General features: G+C 33.1%; 15 protein-coding genes. 5 read left to right on the top strand and 10 right to left on the bottom strand.

Going from position 1 to position 14342, the window contains the following annotated elements; genetic code table 11:
- Positions 1-4 precede the first annotated feature (4 nt).
- The 4 genes from SLH33_RS09975 to SLH33_RS09960 are packed head-to-tail and all read left to right on the top strand — an operon-like array spanning position 5 to position 2285.
- Positions 5-595: a hypothetical protein gene (locus SLH33_RS09975; RefSeq protein ID WP_320418947.1), complete on the top strand. Its 591-nt coding sequence runs from the start codon at positions 5-7 to the stop codon at positions 593-595.
- A gap of 3 nt (positions 596-598) precedes the next feature.
- Positions 599-1393, top strand: coding sequence for a phosphatidate cytidylyltransferase (locus SLH33_RS09970; RefSeq protein WP_320418946.1), 795 nt, complete (start codon positions 599-601; stop codon positions 1391-1393).
- Positions 1394-1396: 3 nt separating this feature from the next.
- Complete coding sequence (locus SLH33_RS09965; RefSeq protein WP_320418945.1) at positions 1397-1660, top strand: acyl-CoA-binding protein; 264 nt, start codon at positions 1397-1399, stop codon at positions 1658-1660.
- A gap of 7 nt (positions 1661-1667) precedes the next feature.
- Positions 1668-2285: a YceI family protein gene (locus SLH33_RS09960; protein WP_320418944.1), complete on the top strand. Its 618-nt coding sequence runs from the start codon at positions 1668-1670 to the stop codon at positions 2283-2285.
- Between the two features lie 55 nt (positions 2286-2340).
- Here SLH33_RS09960 and SLH33_RS09955 read toward each other — a convergent pair whose 3' ends face one another.
- The 9 genes from SLH33_RS09955 to kynU all read right to left on the bottom strand — a co-directional run bounded on the left by SLH33_RS09955 (position 2341) and on the right by kynU (position 10831).
- Positions 2341-3426: an amidohydrolase family protein gene (locus tag SLH33_RS09955; RefSeq protein ID WP_320418943.1), complete on the bottom strand. Its 1086-nt coding sequence runs from the start codon at positions 3424-3426 to the stop codon at positions 2341-2343.
- Between the two features lie 88 nt (positions 3427-3514).
- The gene (locus tag SLH33_RS09950; protein WP_320418942.1) at positions 3515-4045 is read right to left on the bottom strand and encodes a 3-hydroxyanthranilate 3,4-dioxygenase; all 531 of its coding nucleotides are present in this window, start codon (positions 4043-4045) and stop codon (positions 3515-3517) included.
- A gap of 112 nt (positions 4046-4157) precedes the next feature.
- Positions 4158-4955: an SDR family oxidoreductase gene (locus SLH33_RS09945; RefSeq protein WP_320418941.1), complete on the bottom strand. Its 798-nt coding sequence runs from the start codon at positions 4953-4955 to the stop codon at positions 4158-4160.
- A 74-nt stretch (positions 4956-5029) separates the two neighbouring features.
- Positions 5030-6472 (bottom strand): aldehyde dehydrogenase, encoded by a 1443-nt coding sequence (locus tag SLH33_RS09940; protein ID WP_320418940.1) that lies wholly within the window; start codon positions 6470-6472, stop codon positions 5030-5032.
- Positions 6472-6903: a hypothetical protein gene (locus SLH33_RS09935; RefSeq protein WP_320418939.1), complete on the bottom strand. Its 432-nt coding sequence runs from the start codon at positions 6901-6903 to the stop codon at positions 6472-6474. Before SLH33_RS09935 ends, SLH33_RS09940 begins: the two co-directional genes overlap by 1 nt.
- Before the next feature lie 19 nt (positions 6904-6922).
- Entirely contained in the window at positions 6923-7324 is a 402-nt protein-coding gene (locus SLH33_RS09930; RefSeq protein WP_320418938.1) for a RidA family protein, read from the bottom strand.
- Between the two features lie 97 nt (positions 7325-7421).
- Complete coding sequence (locus tag SLH33_RS09925) at positions 7422-7940, bottom strand: DUF1697 domain-containing protein (RefSeq protein ID WP_320418937.1); 519 nt, start codon at positions 7938-7940, stop codon at positions 7422-7424.
- A gap of 109 nt (positions 7941-8049) precedes the next feature.
- Positions 8050-9447 carry an NAD(P)/FAD-dependent oxidoreductase gene (locus tag SLH33_RS09920; protein ID WP_320418936.1) on the bottom strand — a complete coding sequence of 466 codons (1398 nt, stop codon included), beginning with the start codon at positions 9445-9447 and terminating at the stop codon, positions 8050-8052.
- Between the two features lie 121 nt (positions 9448-9568).
- Positions 9569-10831, bottom strand: coding sequence for a kynureninase (gene kynU, locus SLH33_RS09915; protein ID WP_320419003.1), 1263 nt, complete (start codon positions 10829-10831; stop codon positions 9569-9571).
- A 181-nt stretch (positions 10832-11012) separates the two neighbouring features.
- Between kynU and SLH33_RS09910 the strand changes: the two genes are divergently transcribed.
- On the top strand, positions 11013-12383 hold the full coding sequence (locus tag SLH33_RS09910; RefSeq protein ID WP_320418935.1) for a hypothetical protein: 1371 nt from the start codon (positions 11013-11015) through the stop codon (positions 12381-12383).
- 28 nt (positions 12384-12411) lie between these two features.
- Here the strand turns inward: SLH33_RS09910 and serA are convergent, their stop codons facing one another.
- Entirely contained in the window at positions 12412-14304 is a 1893-nt protein-coding gene (gene serA / locus SLH33_RS09905; protein ID WP_320418934.1) for a phosphoglycerate dehydrogenase, read from the bottom strand.
- Positions 14305-14342 lie beyond the last annotated feature (38 nt).

Below are 14342 nucleotides of genomic sequence, written 5' to 3'. Positions count from 1 at the left end.
TTTAATGAATTTTTTTAAAAAGTTATTTAAAAATTATAAAGATTCACAATTAGATAAAGAGATAAAAGCACAACCTGTGCATTTATCTCTTGATGATTCATTTGTACACAACTTTATTAATAAAGGAGGTAAATTTTTGTATTGTACCAAAATTGATGAAGTTGCCAAACATTTAAATCATATTCTTTTAGAGAATGATTGGAAAAATATTGTATGTTCAGATATAGATTTATTAAAAGTCATAGAAAAAACAAATGCTGTCGCTTTAAAAAAATTCAGTAATTCTATTCCTTTTTTTACTACTTGTGAACATTTAATAGCCAGTAATGGAGATATTTTATTTTCTTCTCATCAATTAGGAAGTCGTAAACTATCAGAGTTTTCACAAAACTTCATTGTATACGCAACTACAAGTCAGTTAGTAAAAAATACAGGTGAAGGACTTACAGGAATAAAAACTCATTTTAGTGGTAACATTCCCACAAATATTAGTGCTATTAAAAACTATTCAGCAAAAAAAGATGAAGATAGTTTTTTAGATTACGGAAACAGTAATTCAAAAAATTTATATTTGTTGCTCTTTGAAGATCTATAACAAATGGAAAATTTTATTACAAGAAGTATTTCAGCAATAGTATATGCCGGCATATTTCTTTTTGCCATTCTTTTTTCAGCAGAAACATACATTGGCTTAATCACTTTATTTGCCGGAATTTGTATTTGGGAATTTTCCAAAATAATCAACTACAAAAGCTATATTCCCTATCTATTACTTGGGTTATGCAGTGCATTTGTTTTTGTTGAAAGACCAACTATTAGTAAAACTTGGATTATACTTTTAGTAACTCTTTTTAGTGCAGTTAAATTATTGATTGATTTATTTTCAGAAAAACTCACATCTAAATCAAAATTAACAACTCTTATAGTACAAATAGAATATTTAGTTTTACCCTTTTTCTTTTTAACCTTATTACCTTTTCTTAATAAAGAATATCATCCTAATTTAATTATTTATATCATTTTAATTATTTGGACTAATGATAGTTTTGCTTACATAGTGGGTAAAAACTTTGGAAAAAGGAAACTTTTTGAAAGAATTTCACCAAAAAAAACCATTGAAGGCTTTATAGGAGGCTTAATCTTTTCTATAATTATAGGATTTATCATAGGAAAGTATTCTGCATTATTTACCATTGGAGATTGGATTATAATCGCTACCATTGTCTCTGTGTTTGGTACTATGGGTGATTTGGTTGAAAGTAAATTTAAAAGACAAGCAAATGTTAAAGATAGTGGTACTATAATGCCAGGTCATGGTGGTTTATTAGATAGACTAGATAGTTTGTTTTTCCTTGCGCCCTTTGTATATTTGTATGTGCATTATTTTATGTAACAAATGACGAGTGATTTAGATAAGCAATTTAAAGAAGCTTTTGAAAAAGCATCTGCAACAGAGCAATCTTCTTTTCCCCCAGATATCTTATTGCGCCTATATGCATATTACAAACAGGCTACAAAAGGAGATAATTTTTCTTTTAATGCAATTGAACAGGATTATAGAAGTGCTTTCAAATTTAATGCATGGATACAACTCAAAGGTATGAGTGAAGAAGAAGCAAAAAAAGAGTATATAAAACTAGTTAATTCAATTTTAAAATAAAATCTTAATGAAAAAATTACTGACCTTAGCTACTGTGTTCTGTCTAACATTACAGGTAACATCATGTAAAACGGAAGCAAAAAAAGAAACCGAAACTACTACAGCAAAAAAAGCAGCTTATTCTTTAAAAGAGGCTGAAACTATAGTTGGTTTCACTGCTTATAAAACTACAGAAAAAGTTCCTGTAAAAGGACAATTCAACAAATTAAACATTACCTCTGGAGGTGAAGCAGAAACTTTAAAAGATGCTATTAATGGAGCAGAATTTTCTATTCCTGTGAGTTCAATTGAAACGAACGATGCGAGCAGAAACTTTAAAATTCAAAAATTCTTTTTTCAAGTGATGGAAAATACGTTGAGTTTAACAGGTAAATTACAGTTAGAAGATGAATCAAAAGGAACTGCTGAATTTACCATGAATGGCATTACTCAAAAATTACCTTTCAATTATACTATTGATGGAAAAAAATTTACGATGAATACCACTATGGATGTAGTGAATTGGAATGCTCAAAATGCAGTAGATTCATTAAACGTTGCTTGTAAAGAATTACATACAGGACCAGATGGTGTTTCAAAAACATGGAGTGAAGTAGCTATCAATGTTTCAACTACTTTTAAATAACATATTTTAGGACGAGACATATAACCCAAAAAGCCTCAGGTATTCTGAGGCTTTTTTATCCTAGTATTTTATTTATCAATTCTTGTTTTGATTTTTCATCATTTCCAAATAACCATTGTAATACATTATCTTCCCACATTTCATCTTTTTCTTGTTCGGTTATAATTTTTCTATCAATAGCTAAATCCAAAATTTTACCCGGATAAGACGATTGTTTTTCACTTTCCATCTCTCCTAATGGATACGGATCATCCAATCCAATCAACACTTGTTTTGCCCCTTGATTTTTAATCAATAAATCCAAAGAACCCGTATCATGTACCAACGTATCAAAGAAAATATTTTTATGTCCTACTGCTTTACGCGGATGTACTTTTCCTTCAAATAAATCTGGACGACCATCAAAACCTTGAATACGACGACCTAAATTCATTTGTGCTAACTGACCTCCATGTGCAAAACAAACGCGCATATTTGGATATTTATCATAATAGCCATTCAACGTTAAAAAATGATATGCGTCTGCACATTGTGCCAGCATCCAAATCAAATGAAAACGCCAACTGGTATTTTCTAACTTGATGAATTTTTCTCCGTCATACGGATGAATTTCAACTGCTAAATTGTATTTATCTGCTAATTCAAAAATAGGTTCATTCTCTTCATCAAAAATACAACGCCATGTACCAATGGTATCCATATAGTGAGTTGGCAAACACAGTAAACGCATACCTAGCACCTCAACACAGCGTTCAATTTCCCAACATGCACCACGAACAAACCCAGGATGCACTACAAATCCGCACGTAAATTTATCAGAATGATTGTGTTGCACACGTGCATTAAAATCGTTTTGAAAACGCAACGCTTGTTTCATTTCTTCCAAGCGTAATCCATTTCCATAGAGTTGAGAAAGGTTTAAAACTACCGCGTGGTCAATTTTAAAATGCTCCATCCACGCTAGTTTCTCGTCTAAAAAGAAACTAGAATCAGTTACAGGACGACTCCAATCTTTTTGAAGCATATATTTTCGATCTTTATCTACCCAAAAAATACCTTTATCTTTCATAAAAGATGGAATCTCCTCTGGATATGGTAGCAGATGTGAATGTCCGTTTATACGTAGTTTGCGTTTTTTCATTTTGTTTGTCATTCCCGAGTACACGGGAATCTTTTTAATGTTTAATTTTTATTTATTATGAGATTCCTGCGAAGGCAGGAATGACAAATTATTTTATTTTTTTAGGAGGCTCCATTACCGTTCCACATTCTGAACACGTGCATTTTTCTTTATCAGAATAATACTTATCAAAAATAATTGGCATATCGGTTTCAATATTATCCAAAGCAAATTCTTCTCTGTATAACTGATTTCCGCAGTTTTCACAATACCATTCTAATGCATCCATCATTCCTTCAGAACGTGGATATTCAATTACCAAACCAACTGTATTTGCTTTTCTTTGAGGTGAATGGGGTACTCCTCCAGGTAATAAATAAATATCTCCTTCATTAATTGCTACATCAACCATTTTTCCTTCATCATCAATGATTTTCAACACCATATCTCCTTCTAATTGATAGAAAAATTCCGGAGTTTCATTATAATGATAATCCTTTCTACTATTCGGTCCACCAACAACCATCACAATATACTCGCCGTTATCCCAAACACATTTGTTTCCTACCGGTGGTTTTAGTAAATGACGGTTATCATCAATCCACTTCTTAAAGTTTAAAGGTTGTACTAATTTGCTCATTTTATATAAATTTTTTGTCATTGCGAAGCAAACTTATGTTTGCTTCGCAATCTGTTTTCGAATTTGAGATTACTTCGTCATTCTTCCTCGTAATGACGAAAACTCTATAAAGTTACAAAGATTTTGTTCTACCTCCATCAACAGGTAAGTTAATTCCGTTGATATAACTTGCGCGTTCACTTGCTAAAAAAGTAACCGCACTAGCAGTTTCTTCTGGTTGCGCAAATCTTTTAGCTGGAATAGCATTTTTCATTGCTTGCTCTACTTCTTCGGCTGGTTTTCCTGTTTTTGTAGCTTTATTATTGATGATTTCATTTAAACGCTCAGTAGCCGTAGCTCCTGGTAACACATTGTTTACCGTGATACCAAATTGACCTAATTCATTGGCTAATGTTTTGCTCCAATTTGCCACCGCACCACGGATAGTATTTGATACTCCTAATCCGTCTAAAGGTTGTTTTACAGAAGTAGAAATAATATTGATAATTCTACCATAGTTTTCTTCTTTCATAAACGGAACAACCGCTTGCACTAACACATGATTACATTTTAAATGCATGGTAAAGGCACGCTCAAACTCATCTAAAGTTGCATTGAGAGCAGGACCTCCTGCTGGACCTCCTGTGTTATTAATTAAAATATGAAACTTTGTTCCATGCTTTTCTAAAACCTCTTTAAGTGCTGTTGGATTGGTAAAATCTGCTACCAAATACCCATGACATTGTTCTCGACTACGCTCGAACTGACAAGCTTCTCTTACTTCTGTTAAAACGGCTTTCAATTTTTCTTCATTACGAGCAACCAACGTTACATTTACACCTTCTTTTGCCAATGCTATTGCTGTTGCCTTACCTATTCCTTGTGTACTTCCGCACACTAATGCGTTTTTATTTTCTAAGTTTAAATTCATTTTTTTAAGATAAAAGAATCAAGAAACAAGAATCAAGACTATTGTCTTTTCTCTTTGTTCTCTCATCTTGGTTCTTATTCATATTTTATACAAACATTTTTTGGTTCGGTAAAGAAACGTAAAGCTTCAAAACCTCCTTCACGCCCTACTCCACTTGCTTTTTGTCCACCAAACGGAGTTCTTAAATCACGTAAGAGCCATGTGTTTACCCAAACAATTCCGGTATGCAAATTTTTACTCATTCGCATAGTTCGTTGTAAGTTGTTTGTCCATAATGTTGAGGACAACCCGTAAGTAACATCATTTGCCATTGCTAATACTTCTTCTTCCGAAGTAAAAGGCATGATGGTTACTACCGGACCAAATATTTCTTCTTGATTTAATTTACACTGATTACTTTTTACCTCTATAACTGTTGGCTGCAAGTAATAACCATTCTCGCAATTCTTGATAGTGACTCTGTCACCTCCATATAAGATTTTTCCTCCTTCTTGTTCTGCAATATCAATGTATGATTTTACTTTCTGTAGATGTTCTTTAGAAACTAAAGCACCTATATTTGTATTAGCTTCAAACGGATTTCCGATTATTAATTCTGATACTTTTTGAACAAAATCTTTTTTGAATTTCTCGTAGATAGATTGCTCAACAAAAATTCGGCTTCCACATAAACAGATCTGACCTTGATTTGCAAACGAGGAACGAACCGTTGTTGTCAACATATCTTCATAATTACAATCGGCAAAAATGATATTCGGATTCTTTCCTCCTAATTCCAACGACAACTTTTTAAACATTGGAGCAGCCACACGTGCAATGTGCGCGCCTGTTTTAGTTCCTCCTGTAAATGAAATTGCTTTGATATTTGGATGCTCTACGATAGCTTGTCCTGTGGTAGTTCCTAATCCATGAACAATGTTTAAAACACCTTTTGGAAGACCCGCTTCGTTACAAATTTCACCCAATAAATACGCTGTCATTGGCGTAACTTCACTAGGTTTTGCTACCACACAATTACCGGCAGCAATTGCTGGTGCGATTTTCCAAGTGAATAAGTATAGAGGTAGATTCCAAGGAGAAATACAACCGACCACTCCAATAGGTTGACGCAACGTAAAATTCATCGCGCCTAATCCAACACTTTCATGAGCCTCTGATGAAAACTGCGTAATGGCATCTGCAAAAAACTGAAAGTTTGACGACGCTCTCGGAATATCAATTGCTTTGGCTAAACTTAAAGGTTTGCCATTATCTTTAGCTTCTGCTTCCGCTAAGACATCTAATTTCTGTTCGATTAAACGAGCTATGTTAGAAAGAATTTTACTTCTTTCTGCCAAGGTAGTATTTGACCAAGCAGGAAAAGCTTCTTTAGCCGATTGATACGCTTTTTCTACGTCTTCTTGGGTTGAATTGGGAATTTGACCATATACCTCGCCAATAGATGGATTGTAATTATCAACCCACAGATTTTGGATTGGATTTACAAATTCTCCGTTTATATAGTTTTGGATTTTCATTAATTTTTTCTCCTTAATAAAGCTAATAAAATATTAATTGAATAAAATATTTGTCCAAATAAAAATATAATTACTCCAAATGTTAATAACATATTTTGATCTGACAAATCATAACTTTCTGGATTATATTGATTTCTTATATCTATTGATATTATAAAAATAAAAAGTAAACTTCCATAAGTAATTATCAAATGAATAATCGTTAACCATCTAAACAACCTTCTTTTAAATACTACAATGACCCAATAACCAAGACTTATTAATAAAAACAAAAAAGAAATAAAAATTGACAAATGAATTCTAGTAATGACAAAATATATATCATGTACATTTATATCAAAAACTTTATCCTTGTTTAATAATCCTATTGAAATTATTATCGGAATTAATGCCAAAAACGCAATATATGGTTTCTCTATTATCTTCTTCATTTTGAAAATAATCTATATACTATTCTTTTTTATAAGCCGTTACTTTTATCTCAACTACCAAATCTGGGTGTGGTAATTGATGTACTGCAACTGTAGTACGTGTGGGTCCGGTTTCTTTGTCAAAAAACTCTGCATAGGCTTTGTTATAACCTGCAAAATCGTTCATGTTTACCAAAAACGTAGTAACATCTACCACATCTTTTAAACTTGCTCCTACTTTTTGTAGATTTCTATCTATGTTTTTTAAAACTTCTCTCGTTTGTACCTCAGCATCTAGTTTTTTAGTATTCATTTCATCAATCAATTCTACACCAGCAATAGTATTGTCTGGTCTACGAGAACTAGTTCCTGATACAAAAATGAAATCTCCCACCACTTTTACATGTGGATAAGCGCCTCTTGGTGTTACTATTTTTTCCATAATTAAGCCCCTCCTAACCTCCCCAAGGGGAGGAACTCATAATTGGGTTATTAGAGTTTTTATTACTTGATTCCTGCCTTCGCTGGAATGACATATTTTACACTTTAGCCATTTCAAACAACTTTAACGTAGTTTTTAAATTACGTGTGGTTGCACTGACTTTTAATTTATTTTCAAAAAAATTGTTATTTAGTTTTGTGGATCCATATCCTCCTACAGCATTTACATATACTACCTCATCGATCAACTTAAACTCATCCTCTTTGGCATCAACTTCAATGGTTACTTGTGAAGGCTTTTGACTTAAAAACGTAAAATACTGTTGCTTTTCTTCAACGGCTTTAAACGGATTATTATCAATTGCTTTTTGCCATTCTTGAACAGTTTTTACTAAAACCGGAACTTCATATCCGTATGTATTTTTAATAACTTGGTGAATACTTTGGGTTACTTCATCTTTATTCTTTTGAGATGCTACCACAATATTTCCGCTTTGGATATAGGTTTGTACATTTTGAAAACCTTCATCTTTTAAAAGTTGACGTAATTCTGCCATGGGGAGTTTGTTTTTCCCTGAAACATTGATTCCTCTTAATAAAACGATGTATGTTTTCATTATAAGCCCCTCCTAACCTCCCCAAAGGGGAGGAACTCAAATTCGGGAAATAAGAGTTCAATTAATATACTCTTGCTCACCCCTTCCCTTTGGGAGGGTTAGAGTGTGCTTACTTCAATCCTGCTATTTTATCTTCTTCTAGTATTTCGTTGGTTTCTTCTGTTACCTTTTGAAATATTTGGTTTAAATCTTTAACTCCATCAAAATCGTGATGAGCCACTAAATTCAACAATGCCTTGTCTTGTGCACGACCTCTTTTCATGGCTTCATGATAGCCTATATCTTCATTGAAAGTAACCAATGAATACTTTGAAAAATATTGCGTTGGATAGTTTTTTTCCAACTCCATTTCAATTTTTCGTTTCTCTTTAAAAATAGGGTTTGCCACGTGATCTCGCATTTCAAAATAGTTTTCTACAGCTAAATCACCAATAGCATCAGCATCTTGTTTACGCGCTTTTTCATACTCTTTGAAAACGGTTCCCCAGTCTCCTTCAAACTCATTCAACACACTATCTAACACCCAAACATCTTCAAAAGACGCATTCATTCCTTGTCCGTAAAACGGTACCACCGCATGGGCTGCATCACCAAGTAACATGGTTTTATTTTGATAATGCCAAGGCGAGCATTTTATAGTTCCCAAGGCTCCGGTTGGATTGTTAGCAAATTCTTCTGCAATATTTGGTATCAGTGCTAAAGCATCTGGAAATTGCTTCTGGAAAAATGCTTTTATTTTTTCTTCGGAATCTAACTCTTTGAAGTTATATTCTCCTTCTTCATGACCTAAAAATAAGGTAACGGTAAAACTTCCGTCCATATTTGGTAAAGCGATTAACATATATTGTCCACGAGGCCAAATGTGTAAATAATCTTTACTGATTTGATGTTTTCCGTTAGCAGCTGCTGGAATTTCTAATTCTTTGTATCCGTGAGTCAAATAGTTTTGCGAAAAGCTAAACAAAAATTTCTTTTCTAAGTAATAGCTTTTACGCAACACAGATCCTGCTCCGTCAGTACCAAAAATGATATCGGCATCTACCGAAAATTTTTCTTGAGTATCGTAACTTTTAAAATGTGCTACCGTATTTTCAATATCTACCGAAGTACATTTATTATTAAAATGAACATTTACATTTTCGTGTTTTTCGGCTTCGTCTAACAACAACGCCGTTAAATCTTGACGAGAAATAGAATTGATATATTCACCTTGTCTACCCGAATAATTAGAAGCAAAGGTATTACCCTCAACATCATGAATTAAACGTCCGTACATAGGAATACATAACTCTTTAGCTTTATCTTCAACACCTGCTAAACGCAATGCTTTGAATCCGCGATCGGAAAGTGCTAAGTTGATAGAACGTCCTGCCGAAATATCTACTTTTCGTAAATCGGGACGACTCTCGTACATTTCAACTTTATATCCTCTTTGAGCTAAACGAAGCGCTAATAAGCTTCCGCATAAACCCGCTCCTATAATTAGTATTTTATCTTTTTTGTTCATTTATTTTTCCTGTCATTCCGAACTTGTTTCGGAATCTTATTATTTTATTTCTAGTTTTTAGATTCCTGCCTACGCAGGAATGACAAATTTTATGAGAAGCTGAAATAAATTCAGCTTGACGCTATAATAATCCTTTTAAAATCTCAACCATTCTATACACATCTTCAAAACTGTTATACATCGGTACCGGTGCACAACGGATTACATCTGGTTCGCGCCAATCGGTAATTACATTATTTTCAGTTAATTGATGATGTAAACTTTTATCGGCATTGATTACCTGAATTGATAATTGACAACCTCTTTCTTTTGGATTTGAAGGTGTAATAATTTTGATGCTGGCGGTATCAATTTGATTGACTAAGTACTCAAAATAGCCTGTTAGTTTTTCTGATTTCTCTCGCAAAGCGTCCATTCCTACTTCATCAAACATATCTAACGAAGCTCTAATCGCTGCCATGGATAAAATTGGCGGGTTACTTAATTGCCAACCTTCTGCTCCAGGCATTACGTCAAACGGTTGACGCATATTAAAACGTGTTTCTTTATTATGATTCCACCAACCCGCAAAACGTGGTAAATCTTTATTATAGGCATGTTTTTCGTGCACAAACAATCCTGCTAAACTACCGGGGCCAGAGTTTAAATATTTATAGGTGCACCAAGCAGCAAAATCGACTCCGCTTTCGTGTAAATTAGGCTGAATATTTCCTGCTCCATGTGCCAAATCAATACCAACCATACAATTTTTAGCGTGACCTAATTCGGCAATACGTTTTAAATCTAAATACTGACCTGTGTAATAATTTACACCACCAATCAACAACAACGCAATTTCGTCTCCTTGTTCACCCAGAATTTGCTCCAAATCTTCCATTCGAAGTAATTCTTCTCCTTCTCTTGGCTTCCATTCTATCAATCCTTCTTCAACATCAAAACCATGAAATTTTAATTGCGATTGAACTGCATATCTATCCGAAGGAAATGCATCACTTTCAATAACAATTTTATATTTCGTTTTAGTAGGTTGATAAAAAGACGCCATCAACAAATGCAAATTGGTTGTAAGCGTATTCATCACTACCACCTCAATAGGTTTTGCACCAACTATTTTTGCCATTTTATCAGTTAAAAACTCATGATATGGCAACCATGGATTTTTAGCCTCAAAATGACCTTCTACTCCGTAGTGAGCCCAATCATCCAATTCTTGCTGAATGTATTGTTGGGTTTGTTTCGGTTGTAATCCGAGTGAGTTTCCTGTAAAATATAACCAGTTGTTACCGTTTTTATCTTTTGGAATATGAAATTGATCGCGTAAGTAAGAAAGCTTATCTTCTTTGTCTAACTGTTGTGCGTATGCTAACGTATTTTGGTAGTTCATCAAATAAAAAAATGATTGTTTTCAAATATAAAAAACTAAACATAATTATTTCTAACTTACCTATTTCTTTTCATGACTTCTTTTGGTGTTCTTATACCTTAATTAAAATCGTTTGTACCTTTTTAAGATAGTTTCATTCATTTAAAATTTAATTTTATAACTGAAATCAAATCATTTACCTATGAAAACTATCAAACTTTTAACTTTGGTATTTTCTTTTCTAATTGTAGTTTCTTGTAATGAAGAGAATAAAAAAGAGGTTTACTCTAAAAAAGAAACGCTTGTAGAAAATTATCAATACCCTTCAGATTCCACAACTATTAATAAGTGGATAGCAAACAATAATTTTAATGCCATGTATAAACATAGTTGGTATATATGGAAACATTTGACCACACCTGTTGCAAATGACAAATTACGTTATCAAACATGGTCAAGTCCGGCTCAGATATTAGAAAAGATGAATCATCCGGAAAAAAACATGGTATCTGGAATAAAATTCAAAAAACCTAATCAATTTAGTCATGCTAAAATCAAACAAACTAATTTTGATGATACTGACATTGTTGAAATTGTAGCCTATAATGAAGCAGCAGAGAAATATGCTGTAGACAATAAAATCTTTTACATTTCAACTTTAAAAAAATTCCAAAAAGGAGAATATAGTCAAGTTCCAGAGTTTCCTGATGAAGCTATTACCATAAAACCTGTATACAAAGTTTTGACTCAAGATAAGTTATCAAAAGAAGGAGTTTATACCATGGCTGCATGGCATGGGCCAGAATATAAAAATAGCGGTTACCCTGAAAAAGAATGGAAGTCTTGTATTCATGTTAACACTAAAGAAAACAAATCAAATCCAAATGGAAGATTAGATTATAACTGTAATGATAAGAATGAAGATAACACTTACTATTTAAATGACTTTATCCATTTTAAAATAGACCAAACATTAGCTGATTCATACAATAGTGAAAATACTATTACGAATGACAACCAAAAAGCTCAGGCTGGTGATATTGCGTTACTAGTTGGTATGCATGTGGGTACAAAAGAAATTAAACGTTGGGTATGGCAAACATTTTGGTGGTCTCCAATGCCTTTAACTCCATCTATTCCTAGTTCAGATGATATCGCATCCTCTAAAAATGGTATTGGATTATCAAAAGCTGCAAGCCATTATGCCATGGACATTGCTTACTCAATGGTTATTCCTGCACAACCTTATATTGGGGGTAAAAATGAAGGTGAAATTGTTGTTGGCTTTAATCCTTATTTAGAATCTGGTTTTGGCACTAATGTGTTCAACACAAAAATGAGTTATGTAGAAAATAGCGGTACAAAAATAGCAACAAACCTTGGTGCTACCTCAAACTGTATGAGTTGTCATATGGCAGCTGCTGTTCACACTAACGGTAAACCTTCAAACGGTTATGATTCTCCAGATTATATTGGAGATAGATATTTGAGTTATAAAGACTCAATATTTAAAAATAGATTGATGTTAGATTTTGCATGGTCAATACAATCAAATATAGATTCTTTAAAATAAAGAAAGCCAGTATATACTGGCTTTTTTATTAATATAATACTCTGAATCTTATCGTTCCTTCTACTTCTTTTAATTTGGTAATGACATCTTGATTGTATTCTTTATCGACATCTGTAATTACATATCCTACTTTTGCATCCGTAGATAAATATTGACCTGTAATATTCAACTCATACTTAGCCAATTGCTTATTAATCTTAGCCATAATTCCAGGTACATTCCTGTGAATATGTAAAAAACGATGTGCATTTTGCTGTTTTGGCAAACGAATATTTGGAAAGTTTACCGCATCAACTGTATTTCCTGAATTGATATATGCCATAATTTTACCTGGAACAAAATCAGCAATATCTCTTTGTGCTTCCTCTGTGCTTCCTCCTACATGTGGCGTTAAAATCACATTGGGTAATCCTTTTAATTCTGTATAGAATTCACCATTTTTTCTTGGTTCTTCAGGATAAACATCTACTGCAGCTCCTGCTAACTTTCCAGATTTTAATGCTTCAACCAATGCTTTGATATCCACAACAAATCCGCGAGAAAGGTTTACTAAGTGCGCTCCATCTTTCATTTGAGATATTTCTTTTTCTCCAATGAAGTTTTTATTCAACGAATTATCATCAATATGCAATGTTACTACATCAGAAATTGATAATAAATCTGACAACGAGTTCATTTTAGTTGCATTCCCCAAGGCTAATTTATCTTCAACATCATAGTAATACACATCCATCCCTAAAGCTTCCGCTAAAACCGATAATTGTTTACCAATATTACCGTAACCTACAATTCCAAGCTTCTTACCGCGAACTTCTCTTGAACCTTGTGCCGTTTTATTCCACTGTCCCTTATGCAACTCTGTACTACGCTGAAAAACACTACGCATTAGCATAATAATTTCTCCAATTGCTAATTCAACCACCGAACGGGTGTTGCTGTATGGAGCGTTAAAAACCACAATTCCGTTTTCTTTGCAAGCCTCCAAATCAATTTGTTTTGTACCGATACAAAAAGCTCCAACCACTAATAATTTTGGTGCGTTTTCAATTACTTTTTTAGTTACTTGCGTTTTAGATCGGATTCCGAGAACATGAACATCTTGTAACTTTTCTATTAATTCTTCTTCTGATAAACTTCTAGAAATGGTTTCAACGCTAAATCCGTCTTTGGTAAATTTCTCTAACGCATCAGGATGCACGTTTTCTAACAGTAAAATCTTGATACGGTTTTTTGGGTATGATATATTTCTTGGCAAATCGTTGATATATAAAAATTCGTCTAAATTTGGAGTGATATAATCGGCATTTTTAATCGTTTTTTCTCTGGTTACATTTTCTGTAAAAGCAAAAAACTTATCTGCAACACCTGCTTTTCTTGTTACTGCATCGCTATAACCATCTCCTATAACTTGAATCTCTCCTTTTAAATTCAAATTGCGTAAGCACTGTATTTTTCCATCATGGACAGACAACACATTTTCACGATCAAATCCAATAATTTCGTCATTACCATTAAACTCAAATGTATTGGCAAAAACTCTTTCCGAAGGAATATTGTATTGAGCAACAATGGGGTCAATAAACTCTTTAAATCCCGCTGAAATTACATAAATATTTTCTGAAAATTTCTCAAAAAACTCTTTATTTCTTTCTATTGAAGCAGATACATGTTTTTTTAATTCTGTTGTCAACACATCTAAGTCAGACTTTTTAGCATTTAATAATTTAATGCGTCTTTCTAATGATTGAGAAAATGAAATTTCACCGTCAATGCCCAAATTAGTAATATTTACAATTTCTTGAACTATTTCTTCTCTCTTCGGATGGTTAGTTAAGGTGATTTCTGCTAACACATCCAAAGCTTCAACCCTTGTTAAAGTGCTGTCAAAATCGAAAATATAGTTTCTTTCAGGTTTAGCCATAATTGAAAAACTGATTTCACACTCGAAAAATACAAAGC

It is taken from the genome of Tenacibaculum sp. IB213877 (assembly GCF_034043975.1).
Taxonomy (GTDB): domain Bacteria; phylum Bacteroidota; class Bacteroidia; order Flavobacteriales; family Flavobacteriaceae; genus Polaribacter.
This window is presented reverse-complemented; position numbering and strand designations above follow the sequence as displayed.